Source organism: Chryseobacterium sp. ISL-6, assembly GCF_018613715.1.
GTDB classification, from domain to species: Bacteria; Bacteroidota; Bacteroidia; order Flavobacteriales; family Weeksellaceae; genus Chryseobacterium; species Chryseobacterium paludis.
This window is the reverse complement of the sequence record NZ_JAGGPT010000006.1, coordinates 731,976-752,148: the sequence shown is the minus strand read 5'-3', so window position 1 is coordinate 752,148 and position 20,173 is coordinate 731,976. Positions and strand designations below refer to the sequence as shown.

19 protein-coding genes are annotated in these 20,173 nt (G+C 35.2%); 1 reads left to right on the top strand and 18 read right to left on the bottom strand.

All coding sequences use genetic code 11. The features are described from left to right. Nucleotides 1-106: 106 nt before the first annotated feature. The 10 genes from J7E44_RS14230 to J7E44_RS14185 form a co-directional block, all read right to left on the bottom strand. Nucleotides 107-1,171 carry a hypothetical protein gene (locus J7E44_RS14230; RefSeq protein WP_214831008.1) on the bottom strand — a complete coding sequence of 355 codons (1,065 nt, stop codon included), beginning with the start codon at nucleotides 1,169-1,171 and terminating at the stop codon, nucleotides 107-109. Between the two features lie 301 nt (nucleotides 1,172-1,472). Further along, nucleotides 1,473-1,979 carry an Imm26 family immunity protein gene (locus J7E44_RS14225; RefSeq protein ID WP_214831006.1) on the bottom strand — a complete coding sequence of 169 codons (507 nt, stop codon included), beginning with the start codon at nucleotides 1,977-1,979 and terminating at the stop codon, nucleotides 1,473-1,475. After that, nucleotides 1,979-2,488 carry a hypothetical protein gene (locus tag J7E44_RS14220; protein WP_214830999.1) on the bottom strand — a complete coding sequence of 170 codons (510 nt, stop codon included), beginning with the start codon at nucleotides 2,486-2,488 and terminating at the stop codon, nucleotides 1,979-1,981. The genes J7E44_RS14225 and J7E44_RS14220 overlap by 1 nt, the downstream gene beginning before the upstream one ends. A 13-nt stretch (nucleotides 2,489-2,501) precedes the next feature. Next, a complete protein-coding gene (locus J7E44_RS14215) occupies nucleotides 2,502-2,897 on the bottom strand; it encodes a hypothetical protein (protein ID WP_214830998.1) in 396 nt (131 codons plus the stop codon). Nucleotides 2,898-2,951: 54 nt separating this feature from the next. Then, nucleotides 2,952-3,734 carry a hypothetical protein gene (locus tag J7E44_RS14210; protein WP_214830996.1) on the bottom strand — a complete coding sequence of 261 codons (783 nt, stop codon included), beginning with the start codon at nucleotides 3,732-3,734 and terminating at the stop codon, nucleotides 2,952-2,954. A gap of 249 nt (nucleotides 3,735-3,983) precedes the next feature. Next, entirely contained in the window at nucleotides 3,984-4,469 is a 486-nt protein-coding gene (locus J7E44_RS14205; protein ID WP_251040580.1) for a YfbM family protein, read from the bottom strand. A gap of 116 nt (nucleotides 4,470-4,585) precedes the next feature. After that, nucleotides 4,586-5,575, bottom strand: coding sequence for a hypothetical protein (locus tag J7E44_RS14200; protein ID WP_214830992.1), 990 nt, complete (start codon nucleotides 5,573-5,575; stop codon nucleotides 4,586-4,588). 10 nt (nucleotides 5,576-5,585) lie between these two features. Further along, complete coding sequence (locus tag J7E44_RS14195) at nucleotides 5,586-9,122, bottom strand: DUF6443 domain-containing protein (protein ID WP_214830990.1); 3,537 nt, start codon at nucleotides 9,120-9,122, stop codon at nucleotides 5,586-5,588. 5 nt (nucleotides 9,123-9,127) lie between these two features. Next, complete coding sequence (locus J7E44_RS14190) at nucleotides 9,128-11,881, bottom strand: hypothetical protein (protein ID WP_214830988.1); 2,754 nt, start codon at nucleotides 11,879-11,881, stop codon at nucleotides 9,128-9,130. A gap of 4 nt (nucleotides 11,882-11,885) precedes the next feature. Next, a complete protein-coding gene (locus J7E44_RS14185) occupies nucleotides 11,886-13,421 on the bottom strand; it encodes a T9SS type A sorting domain-containing protein (RefSeq protein WP_214830986.1) in 1,536 nt (511 codons plus the stop codon). 356 nt (nucleotides 13,422-13,777) lie between these two features. Between J7E44_RS14185 and J7E44_RS14180 the strand changes: the two genes are divergently transcribed. Continuing rightward, entirely contained in the window at nucleotides 13,778-14,152 is a 375-nt protein-coding gene (locus tag J7E44_RS14180) for a helix-turn-helix domain-containing protein (RefSeq protein WP_214830984.1), read from the top strand. A gap of 95 nt (nucleotides 14,153-14,247) precedes the next feature. Here J7E44_RS14180 and J7E44_RS14175 read toward each other — a convergent pair whose 3' ends face one another. From J7E44_RS14175 to J7E44_RS14140, 8 genes are read right to left on the bottom strand one after another with little or no spacing between them, the layout of a single operon-like run. Further along, nucleotides 14,248-14,709 (bottom strand): DUF3872 domain-containing protein, encoded by a 462-nt coding sequence (locus J7E44_RS14175; RefSeq protein WP_214830982.1) that lies wholly within the window; start codon nucleotides 14,707-14,709, stop codon nucleotides 14,248-14,250. 17 nt (nucleotides 14,710-14,726) lie between these two features. Continuing rightward, on the bottom strand, nucleotides 14,727-15,290 hold the full coding sequence (locus tag J7E44_RS14170) for a conjugal transfer protein TraO (RefSeq protein WP_214830980.1): 564 nt from the start codon (nucleotides 15,288-15,290) through the stop codon (nucleotides 14,727-14,729). Between the two features lie 19 nt (nucleotides 15,291-15,309). After that, nucleotides 15,310-16,230, bottom strand: coding sequence for a conjugative transposon protein TraN (gene traN / locus J7E44_RS14165; RefSeq protein ID WP_214830978.1), 921 nt, complete (start codon nucleotides 16,228-16,230; stop codon nucleotides 15,310-15,312). A gap of 24 nt (nucleotides 16,231-16,254) precedes the next feature. Continuing rightward, nucleotides 16,255-17,568, bottom strand: a complete 1,314-nt coding sequence (gene traM / locus J7E44_RS14160; protein WP_214830976.1) for a conjugative transposon protein TraM — start codon at nucleotides 17,566-17,568, stop codon at nucleotides 16,255-16,257. Beyond that, nucleotides 17,555-17,839, bottom strand: coding sequence for a nitrogen regulatory IIA protein (locus J7E44_RS14155; RefSeq protein WP_214830974.1), 285 nt, complete (start codon nucleotides 17,837-17,839; stop codon nucleotides 17,555-17,557). The genes traM and J7E44_RS14155 overlap by 14 nt, the downstream gene beginning before the upstream one ends. Nucleotides 17,840-17,851: 12 nt before the next feature. Then, nucleotides 17,852-18,475, bottom strand: coding sequence for a conjugative transposon protein TraK (gene traK / locus J7E44_RS14150; protein ID WP_214830965.1), 624 nt, complete (start codon nucleotides 18,473-18,475; stop codon nucleotides 17,852-17,854). A gap of 25 nt (nucleotides 18,476-18,500) precedes the next feature. Further along, the gene (gene traJ / locus J7E44_RS14145) at nucleotides 18,501-19,493 is read right to left on the bottom strand and encodes a conjugative transposon protein TraJ (RefSeq protein WP_214830963.1); all 993 of its coding nucleotides are present in this window, start codon (nucleotides 19,491-19,493) and stop codon (nucleotides 18,501-18,503) included. 28 nt (nucleotides 19,494-19,521) lie between these two features. Further along, nucleotides 19,522-20,151, bottom strand: a complete 630-nt coding sequence (locus tag J7E44_RS14140) for a DUF4141 domain-containing protein (protein ID WP_214830961.1) — start codon at nucleotides 20,149-20,151, stop codon at nucleotides 19,522-19,524. Nucleotides 20,152-20,173 lie beyond the last annotated feature (22 nt).

Here is a 20,173-nt window from a genome sequence, read left to right as displayed (position 1 = left end):
TAATTAGTTTTTAAATAAGAGGCAGATTTACATTAAAATAAATAAAAGGGCCGTGTCAAATCATAAAAGTTGATATAACACGGCTCCTTTAATTTTTATTGATTATTTACCATTCCCTCCATTCTTCTGTAACATCTTCATCCACATCATTATACCCCATCTTATTACCTACTAAAATGATTATTTCTGCAATCTGTTCTCTCTCATTTGTTTCAATCAAAGTGCCATCGCATTTATCATTTAAAGCATTAAGTTTTAAAATAGTTGATTTTACGATTTTCAATGCCTCATCTTTCGAATTTGTTTTAAAAACACTTTTTACATGATTTGACAATAAATCAATACATTCTTCAATATCGTCTTGAGAATATGGATTTGCATCTTTCATATAATTTTCCATATTGTCTTTTAGATCATGAAGTAAACTATCAATATCTTGATCTCCTGTTGTGTTTTTGCTTATTGAACTTGTATCTTTTTTTTCTTTTCTAACAGGCCAGACTGAAGTTACCGACACAGGTAAATTACTAACATCTAAATTTTTACAGTTTTCTATAAATACATAATTAAGTTTATGGTTATCGGGTAATAAGATTCGTTCCAGTTTAGAACATAAGCGTATGTCCAATCTCTCAAGATTTTTATTATTTATAAGATCTAACTCTGTTAAGCCACCTTTATTAATTGTCAACTCTTTAAGATTCGGAAACATTTCAGGTAATGTGGAAGCTTTGGTACTGTCCCACAGAACTGCTTTCTCAACGCTATCAAGCGGGGAAAGTACTTTCCCTTTAAAAGTTTTCACAGATAAGAAGGTAACTTCTTTAAGGTTTTTGAAATTCTTTGCAGATATATCAATTTTTGACTTATCACCTATAAAGAGTTCCCGTACATCTATTGTGACATTGGATAGATCTACTGTAGAATTATGAAAAGCAACACTATTAAAATTAAAGTCTGAAAATATACCCTTTATTGTCTGAAAGTAGTTGTTATCTACTTTTGTAAACCCAATGCCTTTGATCCCATATTTGCTAAAATCAGAAATTGTCATAGGTATATATTCGATTTTGGGGTTCACTCCCAAATCCATCCACTTTTTCTCTTCAGCGAAATTACTTGTAATTGAAACAGCTTTGTGTTCAGGTATGTAATAGATATTAGTATCCATCTTGTACGGTATATTTTTTTCCTGGTGATTGTATTATATTATAGTTTATCGGGTTTGCATACATCGTCTAGTTTCATCCTTTACATTCTATTACTATATTCGTCTTAAAGTCTTGCGTACTTACCAAAAAATTCTAAAAAAATAAGGGCAAATATTACATGCCCTTATTTAACAATTACATATAATGCTATTGAAAATTAAATTTACACATTAAAGCCATATGTCCATTTGTTCACGTTTTCCTTTATCATTAGAAGTAATTGAAAAATGTCACCAATTTTGATTCTTAGGCTTTTTGTCACTATTCAAAATCAGGATAAAAGAAATTATATCTTCCTATTTTTATCCTGTCGACAATGTCATAAGGATTTACAACTATACCAATTTCAGCTTTTTTATTTTGTTCTTCTAATTTTCCAACATCAATAAAATCGTTATTAATCGTCCAAACATACCATTTATCTGAAATCCTAATAAGCTCATTGTTAATCATTTCCCCATATTCACTTGTACCTCTAAATAAAATATCTCTCGTATTTCCTACTTCATCGGTATTTCCAATCTTTTCCCACAGTTGTAACTTAAGTCCAAAGTCAGTAACACTGTGCGCATAAAAAAGCACTTCATCATTAACTATTTCCGCGTCTTTCGGAGCTGTATCAATGTGATATATTTTTTTAAATACTCTGATAACATCACTGTTAAGTTGTGTCGAGTCAAATGCAATTAATTGCATGTATTGTTTTTCTTTGTCATTAAAAGTTATTGAAAAAATATCACCTATTTTAGTTTTTAATCTTTTTGCCATTATTCAAAAGCGGGATAGTTAACGGGGTATTTATTTCCTTTAGCAATCTCAACTATTCCCAGAGGGTTTATAACAATGCCAATGTAAGAATCTTTATTTTTTTCTTCTAATTTCCCAACTTTCGTAAAAGTTTTGTCATCAATATGCCATACGAACCAATTATTAGATATTTTTATCGGCTCTTCACCTGGTCCTGTCCCATAATCGTTAGTATCTCTAAATAATATTGAACTAATATTTCCTACATTCAAATTGTTCCCAATCTTTACCCAGAGATTCATTTTCAGACCAAAATCACTTGAACAGTGAGCATACGTCAATATTTTATCACCTATAATTGTTTCATTACTCGGCATTTCTTGCAGAAAATATTTTTTTTCAAAAATTCTCACCACATCACTATTAAGCTGTGTTAAATCATATGCAATCAACTGCATATACCGTTTTTCCTCTTCATTTATAGGAATGGAAAAAATATCTCCTATTTTGGTTTTTAATTTTTTTAACATTTTTTATTAATTTCTAAAATTTTACACCATATTTAATCCAATATTTTTGAGATATAGAATTTATTTTATTAAAAAGCTCGCCTCCAAATCTTTCTTTTTCAAAAATTATATGTGTTAAAATTTGGGAATTATCAACAGTTCTTCCAAGTTCATCTAATTCTAAAACCTGATATCCTTGCATTCTATTTTCAAATTCCACCGTATCAAAATCAACAATAAATTCTAAATGAGATAGGCGTTCTTTTAAAAACTCAATAAGATTATTTAGATCACCATAATTAATTCTAGGATCTAAAATACTTAGGAAAAGACTACTCCCCAAACACGTATTTTGATTGTTAAGTATATAGTCTAGTGTTTGATTAGCAAGCTTTTTTTCGTCTAATTCTATATGTGAGAATCTATTCATCTTCTGGATCAAATGATTCTTCAATAAACTTTATATACTCCTTGGTAGTAAAACTTATTCATTTTCTGGGTCAAACGATTCCTCTATAAATTTTATATATCCTCTTGTTGTGTGAGAAAGCATATCATAGTAAAAAAAAACATGGCGTTTCAAATATTCACCGAATTCTTCAGACATAGATAGCTCTACACTGCCATCATCCATAAAATCTTTCTCAATAAAATAATGAAAAGAGTTTTCTATATCACTTACGCGGAGGAGATTTTTTGCATAATAATAAGAACCAAATGAATAAGCTGGAGGATCAAAATGTGGATGAACAAATTTTTCAAATATTACAATCCTCTCTATCTTTTTTTTATTCAATTTTTTAAATATAATAAGCTTATGATGGGGGGCCACACCGTAATCCTTCTTGAATTTATTTTTGAACAATTTGTAATTGGTTTCAATTCCTAAAAAGTAATCGTCCTTAAATTGGCGATATCTAATGACATCATTGCCTATCATTATTTCATCTGAAAACTCAGGAAATTTTAAACTTAATAAATCTTGATAATACTTCTCCCAGCCTTCTAAATTAAAAGGAACATTAATTACTGTCGTACTAAATTTATCTGCGGAAATAATTAATTTTTTAAAGCAATTGAAATTGCTAATAATTTGATAATCAAATTTCTCGTTATCATTTGCCTCATAATCATCGGCTGTATATCCAACCAGATCATTTTCAAATGTGACTTCATCATAATCAATAAAAAACTTTAAATGAGATAGTCTTTCTTTAAAAAAAGACTCCTTACTTTTTAAATCTTCATATTTTTCAAGTGGATTCAAAATATTTATATACAATGAGCATTCCAAATATGTGTTTTCTATTGAATAAATATACTTTAGTGTTTCTGCCAATAACTTTTTTCATCTAACTCTATGTGTGAGAATTTGTTCATAATTTTTATTTATAGTTAGGAATTAACCTTATTCCAATATTCAAAATTAATAAGGCAACTGCTAGGCTTGTTCCCATTTGGTTAGCTGTCTGAGGTTGGTTTGTACTACTCTAAATCGATAAGGTTCTCCTTTTCATCAGCTTAAAAATGTGATCATAGCCTCCCCATTTTTTGCAGCTTCTGCGTATGTCTTCTGTACGACAGAAAATCCATCAACAAGATACTCGAAAGCCCCATCCTCTTCCTCCCAAACTGAGGGGTAAACTTCAGTCATTTTTGCCGGATCGAAATTGGGTTTTAAAGAGTTGGCAGTAATCACAGAAATTTGTGTATTTAATTCAGAAACCTGGCTTGGAGTCAAATAATGAGCAGGTCCATAACCTAGATCCTGTACTTCATCAATAATTTGTTCGCTAAACAGGATTTTTGATAGAGGATGATTATTGCTGTTGATTATGCTTTGACCAGTCAATAAAAAAATAATACCATCCCATGCCTTATCTATATCTACCAGATTTGCATCTTCTGTGTCGTGATTATTGATACGATCTAATAATAATGAACTGTCTTTTAAATAATTTTCAAGTTCAGATTCTTTCACTCGAAGTAAATTTCCTATCATGCTCATAATTTCATAGTATTTGTTTAGTTAGTTTTTTAGATAAGATTCAAATTTACGTTAATATAAAAAAGGCCCATATGCGACCTTTTTAAAAATTGATATGGCCCCTTTTATTTTTAGTTAGTCATTTGCGGATCAAAAGATTCCTCTATAAATTTTATATATTCTTTTGTTGTATGATAAAGCATATCATAATAATAATAAGCATGACGCTTAAAATCATCACTATATTGTTCTGTATTATAAATTCTTATGGCACCGTCACCTAAAGATTCATTTTTAGTTCCATCATCACCTAAAACAATTTCTCTTTCGTTAATTCTGCGAGTAGTCATAGAGCCATAAAAGCCAAGGAAGCTGAAGACTGGAGGATCAAAATGTGGATGTACAAATTTTTCAAATGTTACTGCTCTATTGATTTTTTTACCATCAAGTTTTTCAAATATTATCAATTTATACTCAGGAGCTTCCCACCATCCCCTCCTAAAATTATTCTTGCAGGATTGATAATCTGTCTCGATACCCAAAAAATATTTACCTTCTAAAGGTCTATATTTTATAATTATTTTACCTGATACAATTTTCTCTGAAAATTCGGGAAATTTAAGATCAAGCAAAGCCTGGTAATATAAAATCCAACCTTTTACATTATAAAAAGGTGCATTTATGAGTACACTGTAATACTTTTTCTCGTTGACAATCTTATCTTCAAAGCAACTAAAGTCAGATACTTTTTGATACTGTCTTTCTTTCTCTTCATCTGACCAAAATATTTCTTTGGAGAATTTTTCTTTTTCAAAAGTTATAGGTGTTAAAATTTCAGATTTATCCATCGTTCTTCCAAGATCGTCTAACACCAATACTTGATATCGATCGATATTATTTTCAAATTCAACCGTGTCATAATCAACGGTAAACTTTAAATGAGATAAACGTTTTTTCAAAAAATCAATATGATTATGCAAATCACCGTAGTTAATTCTAGGATCTAAAATATCTAAGAAAAGGCTACTTCCTAAACAGGTATTCTGATTTGCAAGAATATAATTTAATGTTTGATCAGCAAGTTTTTTTTCGTCTAATTCTATATGTGAAAATTTATTCATAAACTTATTGTTAATTAGGAATTAATCTTATTGCAATGTTCAAAATTAATAAGGCAACTGCTAGGCCTGTCCCCATCTGATTTGCTGTCTGAGGTTGGTTTTGAGTTTGCCTAACCGGATCTCGTTGAGAATCTTTACAATTTAAACAACTATAATAAATCATTCCGTCAGTTCCAAATGGAACGGTGTAATTGAATTGATACCCCATATGAGTTAACATTTGTCCATTGATAGGAGGCATAGGTGCGCCATGTGAAGACCCTACATAAAATTTCTTATTCTGGACATAAGATTCCATATCGGCATAAAATTTCACTTGGCTCTTACCACTCAGTGAAAGTGAAGAGTTTACAAAATTACTAATTGGTTTTAGTTCCCAAACAGCGTTTACCCCATTATTTTTATATTGTAGATCTGAACGCCATTTCATATCCAATTTCCAGATTGCTCCTGTTTGTTCAGGAAACCAATTGTTTCTATAACGATTATCACTTTTAAAGAAATTAGCCATTGCGCTGTGTGCATATAATCCTGCGAGCTGTGGGGTAATATCCATAAACTGCTCAAAATTGATATCTTTAAAATAATCAGAACTAGCATTATCAGGTTCAGCAAGATATGCCATTATATCCCTAAACTCCTGAGTTTCTCCAAAAGTCGCGGGATTTTGACTAACCAGATCACCGCCACCACGACCAACACCAAGTGGTTCTGTCCTGTTATCTCTTTCTCCTGTTATTCCAATCCACCAACCTGACCTTGGATCTTGAGGAACCATGTCACTTGCTTCGTTCGGGATTAAAGCCTTTCTTCCATCAGGGTCGATAAAACTAATTGGATTATTTAGTGCATAGGTATACGGAGAAAATCTTCTTGAAGATTCAGCTAAAGGATCAATTACACCCCATCTTCCAATGTCACACATATACATTCTGGCACCGTAATCATTCCAACCTGTTTCTTTTTGAAGTTCTTTACCGTTATATTGGTATTTATAGGCGGGGTTTCCTGTTAATGCATTATATCCTTGGTGTTTTAACCCAAAAGGATAATAGTTATTCTCTTCAATGATCTCTGTTCCTGAGCCATTTTTGGTATAGCTCAATCTAACATTTCCTAAATGATCTGTGTAGTTGTAAATATACTTATTATTTTCAAAATTATAATAACCTTCACCGGTGGGGAGAAATTTTAAAGGAAGCGATGTAATTTTTCCTCCTACATCCTCACCCTCATATTGGAAGCCACTTAGATATTCAGTGATTGTACTAGTTTCTATATTTGTCTTTCCAAACCCGTATGTATATATTTTCCTCAGTTTTAAACCATCTGTTCTATAAAGATATTTAGTATTGACATTAAAATCACCAGGCATATCCGGAAATCTTGGAACATAAGTCTTATCAAACTTTACATAGTCCGGAAGATTAAGAAAATTATAGTCAATCTGTAAAATACCTTTATCTACATGATTTTTCATATTCCCATTATCATCGTATGAGATAGTGGCTCCCGAAGTGTCAGGATATCCGCCATAATTTCCAGAATTATCCTTGATAGAATTAAGCCTGTTACCAGTGTAATCGTAGATAAGGTTATCGATAAGTTCTGCCGTCCCGGCAATGCTCTTTCCATTTCTTTGTAGACTTGTGATATTACTGTTCATGTCATATCCTATGGTCTCATTAAAGAAATTATTTTGTGGGACAGAGGAATTAGGTTCCAAATAACTTCCTTTTTTGAGTCGTCCTACTCCATCATAAGTATAAATATATCTTCTTAATATATTGTCACTTGTTGTTTTCCAATCTACTTCATTAATCGTCCCATTATATTTTGCTGAAGTATTAGCTGGATTGGTATATTTAAGTTCATATCCGAATAGTTTTCCTACGAGATTGGCAGGATTATTCACTTTTATTACCGAGCCGCGGATATCATAAGTATAATCAATGCTTTGCAGATTGTTACCCACCTTTTTTTGGGAAAGTTGTGATAACTCATTGTAAATGTTTTCACTTAACAATTCCTGAGGCAGTGCATCAACCTGATGCCATTGCTTTTTTAATCTGTTTTGACTATCATACTCAAATATCTGAGTAATGATCCTTTCTGTATCTGTAGAAAGCCTTTTATGATGCACTTTGGATTGTTTAGGTACTCCAACAAAATCAAGTTCTGTTTCTGTTTTTGTATATCCGCCAAGATGATTGATTTCATAGCCTCCTATTGATCTTCCTTTGGCGTCGTAATACACGTAACTTTTAGTCCAGTTATCGTCCTCAATATTTTTCACTACTGACATTAGGGATAGACTTTTAGTATTTACAATACTGTTCTGAGTATCTGTAATAACAGTTTGCCCGAATATAAGTGACGGAAAAACTGGATTAAAAGAATAAGATGGATAGGTGTCATAGTAATGTGCACTCATTAGGGATTCTATCCCTGGCAACTTAGCATTAGTATAATAAACCTGCATTCCGTTAAGAGTAAAACCACTCGTAGATCTTGTTTCCTCAATAACCAGGCCTCCTATCTGGCTTTGCAAACTTAATCTGCTACCACCTGGTATGATACCAGTATAGACTGATCTCCCATATTTATCATATTTTGTAATAAGCCATTTTCCAGTTTTACGCATTTCAGTATCCTGTGTCATGATGAGCCTGTCGGCTTTGTCATACACCATAAATTCCCAGCCTTTCCCAGGTAGTTTTTTCTCTACCATTCTTCCCAGAGTGTCATAATGGTATTGATAGCATGAATTGTCTAAAGTAGTTTGATCCGGTATTGAGGTTGTAACCGCCAATGGAGGGATCACGTAGGCCAATTGACCAAACTCATTATAAACATAATAGGTATCCAAATCTTTACCGCCATCATTTTTCCTTACTAAAACTACTTGCCCCAATCCATTGGTAAATTCGATGGAGGTATTTCCGTCGGCATCTGTTGAAATGTTTTTTGATAACGTATTGGCTGCATACAAACCAATATAGGAAATGGCGGTGGAGGTTGCTCCATTTTCCCATGTGGTAACCGTTGTTATCTTTTTTACGTCGCCTGCTGCATTGGCAGAATAGGAAAACTGAGTAGGATGAGTAGCCCAATTAGTTCCTATCGGAACAAGCTGTTTCACTCTAGCTCTTGGAGATTTTTCTAATATTCTTTCACTGTATATTTTTTCATTTCCATAAATAGCCGTGGCATTATTTAAAGGAGTACTATAAATAGCCCCACCCTGGGTTCCCACTTGGGGAATAGGGAGATAGTTCTGGGTCTGTCTTCCAAAATCGTCATAAACAATAGGAGTTACCACGTCTCTTCCACCTGGAGTTGCTTTGACATTAACTGATTGTTTTGCCCGTCCTAATCCATCAAAATACTTAACAGTCTGAATTTGCTTAGCATTGGGGCTTGAAGAAGTTACTTCCTCAAGATATGTTCTGGTCTGTACGTAATTTTCGTTAGTACTTGGACTTGTTTGCGCATAAGACAATCCCGCTACAAACAATATGCTGAATAATATTGTTATTTTTTTCATGACTTTTAATGTTTGTAGTTATACTCGTATTCTTTTAATAGTTTACCATTCTTATCTTCCACCCTTTGTAATCGTCCCGATTTATCATACCTGTAAACTTCTCTTGCTCCGTTAGCAGATGTTATAGATGTTGTCCCTACTAAAGGGTCATATGTGTAGGTGGTAATGGAATAATCTTTTATTGCGGTATCTTTTCTAAGGTTTTCCAAAGCCACCAGTAAAGCAGGTTCTTTAGTTGGATCAACCGCATCAGCATCAGAGGCAGTAATAGCTGCTGTAACCGTAGCAAGAGATGCGATCTGGTTGTAAGATGCTCCTGTAATTTTTGCAATCGGCTGAGTTCCATTATATCCATAAATAATCGCAGTAGGGATACCTGATTTTGAAATAACTTCTCTTGGATTCCCTTTGCCATCATAATTATTGATGGTAGCTTCTATTACCGGAGTTTGATCCTTAAGATCAAAAGACAGGACGGATGTAGGATATAGGTTGGAAGAATTATCAAATTTAGTTTCTGATTTTCCTACCAGTTTTCCATTAACTTTAGTTTCACTCTGTAAAGGCACAGTAAGCATTCGGGCATTAATGAGTTTAGTATTGGAAAGATCTGATGCATACTTTACTGCTTTTTCAGTGATAATTCCTTCGGGAGAGGTCTCCTTTACAATTGATACTGAAAAATTAAAAGGGCTGAAGGTTGTTTCAGAAGTACTTTCAAGGCTTGTCGAATTATCGAAAAATGTCTTAGAAGTTACCTTTGTAGATTTGATCCATGCTGCTTTTGAGTTATAGCCTGAGCAAGTACTATATTGAGGAGCTCCAGCAATATCATCCATTACATAGTCTGTATTTTGTGAGCTGGTTATTGCATTCTGACTATTATATACTTCCTGCTTATACATTAGGCCTGTAGAGGTAATGTTATAATATGGCCTGAATAGAGGTATGGTCGAGGTGAAATCTTCAGCCATTTTAAAGTAATACTTTGTATAACCTAGGTTTTTCGTGGCATCTCCATAAATTTCCTTTACATTTTTGTAAAGGACAATCGTATTATCATAAAATTCACTACTACCCTGACAATTTTCAGAAGTATAAATGCCTCCGCTTGAGTTATTAGGATTTGCAAATGAGTCGTATTGATAGCTAGTTGTCTTTTTTAAAACATTATCGACATCAAACTGTTCAATACTGCCTATTCTTACACCTGCTGCAAATACAGCATTTTTATAGGGTAATGGTGCTGTAACAATTGATTTAAGCTTAATATTACCATTTCCATAACCAGGATTATCTCCAAAACCTTTAATTTCGAAGGTATAGTCTCCGGGGCTAAGGATGTATTTTACACAGCCTAAAGTAGTAGTTGGAGTGACTTCTATCCCGGATTTCTTGAACTTAAAATTAATAACATGAGGCATATGAATAGGATACTTATCATCATACATCTCATACGTTAGATAAACAATATAGAAAGTCTTCGCGGCATCGATATGAAGATTATAAATATTGCTTTGGTTCGTATCAAAATCTACACTCTGTTCTTCAATTAATTTTTGGAAGGATAGATTAGTTAAACTATTATTGTTCAGCTGAAGTGAGCTATTGTCGTAATAGATGTCGTTAAATTGAAAGTTATACTTTGTGTACCCACCCTCCGGATGTCTCATCATCTCTAAGGTTCGTCTCTTATAAGTAGTTGGATTAAAATATTCACTAGCGCATGCATAATCATTTCCTCCAATATCCTTATACACTGAAAAGTAAAGATCCGTATAACTGAAATCTCTATTTTCAATTTTCTCCTCGATACTGTTAAACCTATCAAGGCCTGTTAACTCTCTTCTATCTCCATCTTGAAATCTAAACTTATATTTGGAAATTAGCCTGTTTGATTTATCAAGAAGAGATACACTATTTATTTTGTATGGATCATCAAGCCCATTTTCTTTAGTTGATTCATACACGTTTTCAAAATTTATTTTTCCAAAATCGGTCGAGATTTCCTTCAACTTACAGCTCTGGTATAACAAAACCGACGATCCATTTTTATTTATACTTTCTTTCTGGTAGGTGAAAGTGACAACTTCAACGTTACTTTCATCCAGTATTTTACTTAAGAAAAAAGCAGATTTATAATAAAAATTAGGGTCCAATAGAGATTTACTGTAGTCATCAAAAATATATTTAAACCCTTTTTCATCTGTAATTTTAAAAGAATTTAAAACCAATGTAGCCGTATTAGGATCTCTTGTATACTCAATTTTTATATTGTTCCCTGAAATATGATTTAAAGTAAAGGTGTTATTGGTAACATCTCTGATAAAGCTGAACTTACCAGAATTTCCAGGAATATTATAATAATAGAGATCATCAAATTCATTCTTTTTATAGTCAGGTTTCGATGCATTATCATAAAACTCGTCAACATACTCATTAATAACCCGGGAAATACTTCCTCCTTTAGCTAAGGACCAGCCAACACCTACTTCACTACCAGGTTTATCAATCGCAGCATTCGCAACATGATAACTTAAAACAACAGGGATTTCAAGACTTTTATTGCTGGTCTGAAGGTTTAATAAAGGAAGTGATATATCCGGTACTCCTGTAGATAATGAAACAGGGGTATTGACATAAGATGAAAAAGACGAAACGGAAGGAACCGGTTCGGGTGTATTCCCAAAGTTTCTTTGCCCTTTTCCTAGGCCAAATATCAAAATGGAGAATGATAGTAATTTATATATAGTATTCATTGTATTATTTCTTAATCAGTTTAGCATTTGCCGTTTTATTCGTATCCGTTTTTATTACCACCAGATAAGCTCCCTGAATCAAAGCCTGCGTATTGATCTTCGTTACTTTATTCTTTGTCGTAAGACTTTGCAATTGTCTTCCTCCCATATCATACAAATTGATATCGGCATCTTTGAAATCAAAGCCTATTTCTATATATGCATAATCTGATACCGGATTCGGATAGATCTTAATATCTTGTTTCTCGATTAACTGATCAATCTGCTTGTCACCCAGTTTTATAATCTTCCAGTTTTCCTTTCCTAATTCCTCAGCACTCGTTCCTGCAAGGATTATTGAGCCATCTCTGTTTAACTTGATGTCTGAAAGCCTCTCTTCCCTTTTACTGGATTCCCCTTCCACATGTTTCCTCCACTGTTCATTTCCGTTTTGATCCAGATACAGCATCCAGAATTTCTCATCTCCATTTTCGATTCTTCCTTCTGCCTGAGTATATCCTCCTAGTAATATTCCTTTGGAAGTTTTATCATCCGCAGAATGAATCACACTCATTCCCATTAATATATCCCTGTTTTTGAAGTTGTAAGATTTCTGCCACTCCTCATCTCCTCTTTCATTTAAAAAGATTAACCAAACATCAGTTCCCTCCTCGATTCCAACCGTTTTATTTCCTGATTTTTCGGATCTCGATTCACCTCCGATTAAGAAGCCAGTTGAAGTAAGAGCTAGTGTTCTTAGGTGATCATCACCTTTTCCTCCATAGTTCTTTTCCCATTCTACTTTTCCAGATTTGTCAAGTTTGATGATCCAATAATCTCCTTCTCCAAAGTTTTCAGTTTGTTTTGATCCTCCTATATTACTTCTTGAATAAATGCCTAACAAAGCACCACCGTCACGGGTTGGTATCATCTTTTCAACTTCATCATTTCCCCTTCCACCAAATATAGATTGTGACAGTTCTTTTCCGTTTTTGTCAAGTTTTATAATTAAGACATCTTTTGAGCCGTAACCTTTAGAATTGTTTTGAACATTTCCAGCTACGACAAATCCTAAATCTGTCGTTTGAATAATGGTCCGGGCTTCCTCATCAGAAGAAGTTCCCAAGGTCTTTTGCCATAATTCATCACCAAATTCATTGATTCTGATAAGCCAGATATCTGATCCACCTTTGGAATCATCCTTCTTATCCAGCCCCTTATTTGAGTATGTTGTTCCTGAAAGAAGAAAACCTCCATCTTGGGTGGTCACTGTAGCATTTAAATAATCATGATTTTGTCCTGAAAAATATTTCTCCCAGACCTGATCGCCTTGCTGATTAACCTTAATCAAATGAAAATCGTAACCGTGGTTCTGTTTACTCTCTGCTTTCGAGGTTTGAATAGCACTTCCTGTAATAAGGTACTGCTGATCAATCGTGGTGGTAACCCCACTTAAGAAATCCTGTGTACTGGATTTAATAGTTTTCTCCCAGACCAATTCTTGGCCATACAATGGAATAAATGCACAAAGTAGTAGTGCACCATAATAGGTTTTTCTCATAAATTAATAGGTTCATTGGTTATGCGGCGAAATTAGAGTAAAATACTCAGGTGAGTAATCCTGCTTTTCCCCATATTTATATCCGTGTTTTTACGGATGCGCCATTATTATATTTTTAGATTGTTATTACTTTTGCAAGGTTAAGGCCTTGAGGCGACAGAACTTGTCGCATTTAAACTTTTTCAAAAAATTTAATGACTTATAATATTTGTCACCCTATTTTGAATAATTTTCACGGTGAAGATAGCAATCGGATCAATGCAATTTGATAACTTGGGTTATAAATTTAATAACTTACGTTATAAACTTTAGATCGTAAGCCTAATTTCCTTATTTTAGCATGTTAAAAGGAGGAAATGCTTACACTCGGAACCAAATTAACAAGATTAAGAAAGAAAAAAGGATATTCACAGCAGGAAGTTGCTGATTTATTGCAAATAAGCCAGCCAGCTTATCATAAATGGGAAACAGACATGACCCACCCCGATCTTGAAAATCTATTAAGGGTTAGTAAAATATTTGAAGTTGACCTTAGCTATTTAACCGAAGAAGGTAGTAATTTAATCTCAAATAATCAGTTTGAAGGTTCTAACATGGTCGCTAATCATCAGCATGTTATCAATATGCATTCTCCAGAGTTATTGCAGACCATTGTCCAAAATCAACAGGAAATATCCAAATTGATAGAAATGCAGGGTTTACTTATTAATAAATTGATGACTGATAAATAAAATGGTAGTCTAAACTAATCTTAAACAATTTCAGATATTTTAAAACAAAAAGGTCCACCTCATCGGCAGACCTCTTTATGATTATTTATTTAATCTTATTTGTCAGTAGCATTGAACTGAAAACTCACCTTCTGCTCATATCCTTTATCGTTTGAAACCCAAATGTCAAAATTGTGGCTGACATTCGATTCTGATACATAAAATAGCCTAAATTCCTGCTCTTTTATAATATACAAATCATTAGGTTTAAGCGTAACCGCTTTTCCATTGCCTATTGACAGTTTCCCTGATCCGTCAAACTGAAAGTACCGGATGTAATACTTCGTGTTTTCATAATGACCTTCCACTTTAATATTACACCGGATTGTCACAGTTTCACCTTTTGCTATATTTTTGGGCACTGGCATCACCTGCAATTTGAAAGGAAAATCAGTTTTCACATCCAGTTCTTTATCACAGGAGGCAAAAGTAAACAGGATCATAAGTATTGGCAAAATAGCCAGTAAGGATCGAAGTCCTTTTTCAAAAGAGGTTCTTTTTATATTAAAATTTTTCATTGTTTGAGATTAAAAAATTAGAAAATATAACGTAATCCAATACCTGTAGAGGGCCGGAATCTTTCGACAGAAGTCCCCCAAACTGCTTTGGTTTTTCCCTGTAGCAGAAACACAAAGTGATCCGCAAGATAGGTTTCTAATGAAAGCCTTAAACTACCCCCGTAAATAAAGCTGTCCTTATTTTGTATAACAGCGCCGTTAGACAAGGTATCTTCCCCACGATTAAAACTTTCATATCCCACTACTCCATCCACCCCCAGGTTTAATGAGATATTCTTAGCCCAGTCTCCAATTAAATAGAAACTGTATCCCCATTCAGCCGAATAAGTTTCCACCGGAATCACATAGTTTTCAAATTCGTGTGTCTTTTTGCTGTATTCCAGCATCCATAACTGATAGTTTCCTTTTTTTTCGTTAATGGTCATTCCTGCCTGGACATAAAAATAATTATGTAATGGCATCTTATCAGAGATCAGTCCAGCAGTTATTTCAAACCCTTTTTGCCCCTTAATCAATCTTTGAGCTTGCAAACCTGTACTGCTGATAATCAATATGATCAGTATAACTATATATTTATTCATTTCACTTTGTTTTAAAGGGTTAAAAAGTCAGTTTTAAGTCCGTAACAGGTTTTGCATTAATCAGATCCAAATTTTCGACTTCCAGTTTTTGATGCCTGCCACCGTTTTTCTCGAAAATTTCGATCAGCAGAACCTTATCATCAGCAAGGGTAAACTGATCAAGCAGAAAAACATTTCGCTCACTGCTTTGACCACCCACTGTACTTATGGACCAATAGGTTCTTAGAGGAATCAGTTCCTTTTCCTGCATAGCTGTTCGTTTCGCTGTTTTCTTGTCCACTATTTTAAAAGTCATAAAATCAACTGGAAAAGGCACCGCAGAATTATTCTTCAATTCAGTATGGAGAAAATATTTACCGTTGTCTGTGTACACGCTTTTAAGGAGGAAACTGATCCCGAAACTTTTAGAACCAATATGTTTAATAAGCTTTTTATTCTGGTTATAAATAGTTTTTAAAGCCGACTCAGTCGATAAGGGCTGAATGTCGCCAAGATCTTCAAAGAGCACAGCGGTTACTTTTTCCTTTTCTTCTGCGTGCTGCATTTTGAGGATGTCATAGTTTACCGTCGATGGGTATTTACTGTAAAAGACATCAAAATTGTAAAAATGACCATCTTCGGTGATAACAGAAAAATTAGTTTCAGCTTCAAAATCGCGTACCGAAGCCTTAATTCGTAGTACGTTTTCCGCCTCTTCCGCTTTGCCGGCAATTAGATTTTCACTGCCAAGATCTACATATCGTATTTTTGATGGAAAAATAATATGCGTAGTCTTGTCATAGGTTACTGTTAACCAATAGGGGTCTATTTTTCCGGATTGAAGCTTTGAGCTTGTTTTAACGGAATCTGGAATAGAATCAGTTTTCATCTCCTGGGCATTTATCTGCAAGGCAAAAATTATAAGAAATCCTGCCAACAGGCATTTAAATATTAGGTTCATATATTATTATTTTTAGCATTAATATTATTTTTTGGCAATCAGGAATATTTGATAGCCCGCTTTTAAGGTTATTTTGGGCATTCTTACCTTTTTTGAGAAGTAACCGGAGATTCCCTGAACAACACTTTTGCTTAAATCTGAAGTGATTTGCTGTCCTGTGGTGGAACTCAGCGAAATACTGGTTCCCCCGGTATTGCCCATATTTGCCACGACATCTGTTAGTGCATTTCTTTCCGCAGAATACGGTACTGCCAAGCCTTGTTGTCCGTCAGTATCATAGGCCAATATATCGGTCGCTATGATGTTACCTTCAAATTCCACAGAACTGATCTGTAGCTGTAGACGGTAACCCTGAAATTTAGCAATGGCTGTCAATATAGTCCCTTTAGGTAGGACAAGCTTTGATATCCTTGTCTCATCCAAAAGCCTGATGCGGACAGCGTTTTCACTGGTAATGGTTTGCGTTTCATGAATACATGCCCGGATACTGTTAGCCGGCTGGGTATTTTGCTGCATATTTCCAACGGTATAAAACTTCCTGTTTTTTACCAGTTGCAAATCCGCAAGCCAGGCACTGTCTGATGGTTCACGATAAAGTGCAGAAACTACACTTTTGTGTGCTGGATAAAAGCTCGCCAAGGAAACTTTCGCATTGTTTTTAGGCGTCGTATCTTCAATAATTTTATCCGGTTTTTCTCCTCCAGTTGTTTTGGCAGCCGGAAAATATTTCGCTGCCATCTGGTAGGATTTTTCCATTAGTGCCAATTGGCTTTCAACGGGATTAGTTTGTGGAGCTTCCTTTTGCGCCAATTGTGTCCGTAAAGACTGAACCTCATTTTGAAGCTGCGTTGTTTGCCCCCTGTCCTCATAAAAGGAACCTAATGTACCCTGAATGTTCCGGTAACTCTTTAGCGCTTCGTTCTGCTGATTAGGAGCAGAAACTGCGGGATTACTCACTGAATTACTGTTATTAGAACCAGAATTGGTGCTGTCTACATTCCAGTAATCTGATAAGCCCGAAAGTGACCTCTTTTTCTCCAGCTCTTTTTGCTCCAATAGTTCACTTTCATAAGCTTTGCTTTTATCAGCCTGCATCCCGGCCTCGGTAGCCTGCGGCACGACTTCATTTAAACCCGCCTGCTCATTTTCTTTCTTCTCTGAAGAAGGCTCAAATATCAGGTACATACACGCGGAAAATACAATAGCCATTAAACCAAAAATCAATGGTTTCTTCAGCTTTTGAAATTTATCCTTCGAACTGCTTTCCGTTTCAAAACTCTGTTTTTGATTAACTTCTGTAAGTCTTATCGATGCTTTATTTTTATCATTCTCTTTCATCTGAATTAATTTTTAAGTGAGTTGATGATGAATCTCTTAATGGTGTATCCTGTTTTAAAACAGGGTTTCGGATATGATCGATTCTGGCCTTCTCAATGGAATTCGCAGATTTGGCGTCATACCACACGGACATGATCACAAATCCGGTAATCAGCAGGTAACCTGCAAAAAAGAGGATCAAAAATTTCCTTTGCTTTGTGGAAGAAAGCTTCTGCCAGCGTTCTTCCAACCTATATACACAGGTGTCGATAAATAATCTTAATTTTTTCATGACACTATGAGTTTAGCGGTCAACGACTTGTAAATCCCTATTTTCCAGTACACTGAATTTCTCTATGTTAAAACCCTGCGGATTATTATCAGACCGCACTGAATTAACCAGATAGCAGGAAGTAATCAGATTCCTTTCAGTTAAATTGCTCGAACGGATAATGTATTGTCTTGCAAATGTTTTAACGGCATAAGGATAAGTGTCAAAATTGCACTCAACGCTGTCTATTTCAACCCTTTGCTGGATATTACCTGAAATGATCCGGTTGTAATAGCCTTTCTCGGAAAGATCTTTGTAGTAATCGAAAGCGCTTTTATCGGCAAGATTAAATGCTCTTTTCATATTACTCTCAATGGCATTCTTATCGGGTGCAAGGGTAAAAAAGAGTTCGTGGAAGCGCCTTACATGTTCCCTTGCTTCCACAGGACGGTTGACTGTAGCATCCTGAGCGAGTGCCAGCATGAGTGACTTGCCATTATCGAGGACATAAATCTTTTGTCTCTGTTTTTCGGCAAAACTGTAGGATTCCCAGGTGGTATACCCAACAACCGAAGCACAGAGTACGGCAAATATGATCGCGTAAAGTCTGATCTGCCTGAAACTATTTTCGATATTTCTAAGTGTTTTAAATTCCATTATTCTTAATTTTTCGTGAATTATATTATTTCAAAAGCTGGCCGCCAATATTGCCTGCCGCTGCACCAGTGCCTGCACTGGCAACATTTCCTGCTTTTTGGGCTGTTTGCGTAACATTGCGCATGAAATTACCGGCACCACCAGCCTGAATTACCCAGCCTGTTACCGTTGGAACGGTGAAGTAGCCAACAATCCCGATAATCATAAATATGATATAAATGGTACTTGAACCATCTGGAATGAAATTCGGGTCTGACAAGCTTTCAATATCCTTTTCCAGCATCAGGGACTGGAGCTTTGCCAGCATCGCACTAAAAATATCTGCCACAGGCAGCCATAAATAAACGCTGACATATCTTGAGATCCATTGGCTCAGTGTGGATTGAAAACCATCCCACACAGAGATGGCAAATGCAATAGGCCCTAGGATAGACAATACAATTAAAAAAAAAGTCCTTATGGTATCAATAACCAGTGCAGCAGCCTGAAAGAGAATTTCAAGCAGATCCCTAAACCAGTTTTTAATAGTCTGCTCAAATTGATAGGTCTGACGCTCCAGGTACATACCTGCCATCGTTCCCAGGTCGGAAGGTGACCAGCCCAATTCATCGAGCTTTTTATCAAACTCTTCATCTGAGATTAGATAAGCCTGCTCAGGATTTCGGAGCATGGCTTCCCTTTCAAGCTGATCTTTTTGCTGCTGTAATTTATTAAGGTCGAGCACCTGATTTTCCAGCATTAAGTGGGTACCTGTGACCACAGGACTTAGTACCGCATTGATCGTTCCAAGCACGATTGTTGGAAAAAACATAATACATATTCCCAGGGCAAAGGGTCTTAACAGTGGAAACATATCAATGGGTTCAGCGCGGCTCAGTGCCTGCCAAACTTTTAGGGCCACATAAAATAATGCGCCCAAACCTGCGACACCTTTTGCCACTGCCGCCATTGTGGCGGACATAGGAAGCATTTCGTCGTACAAGGACCGCAGGATTTCATGTAGGTTGTCAAATTCCATAATAATAAGGGTTTAAGGGTTTAGAGATCTACCAATATTTCTGATTAGCCGTTCCATAGAGCTGAAGGACACGCTGAGCATCGTTTTTCTTTTTTGCTCTCAGATAGCTTACGGAGATATTTTTGTTGGTATAGTAGCGCACCAGCTTGTGATACTCGCTCACTTCCTTATACACTTTGTCAACTATTTCCATTCGTTCCTTGTCATTCATGGAAAGGCTTGAGGCGTTGATGATCTGCTTGAGGTCCTGAAGGAGATCCCCACTTTCATTCAGAAGCTTTGAATAACCGAAGGCTATTGCCGTTAATTCCTGTGGTGAAAAATTGGGATCATTAATCATTTTACCAAAATTGTTGACATACAGTTGTGAAATATCACCCACCATTAGTACGGTCTGCTGCACTTTTCTTGCATCTTTAACCAGATTGGTGACGGCTTTCAGTTTATCGTAATACTCCTTTCCCTGGCTGTAGACTTTTTGCACTTCCTGAAAACTTTTCAGCGTGTTGGTAACCGTACTTGATGTCTGCACGATCTGTTGGGCTGAATTGACAATTCCCTGCGCAAGATTGGTCGGGTCTGTAACCACAAATTGCGCTTTAGCGGGTGTAAAACCCAGAAACAGGGCTGTACACACCAATAACATAAAATGTTTCATTTTTTTAGATTTTAAAAAGTTG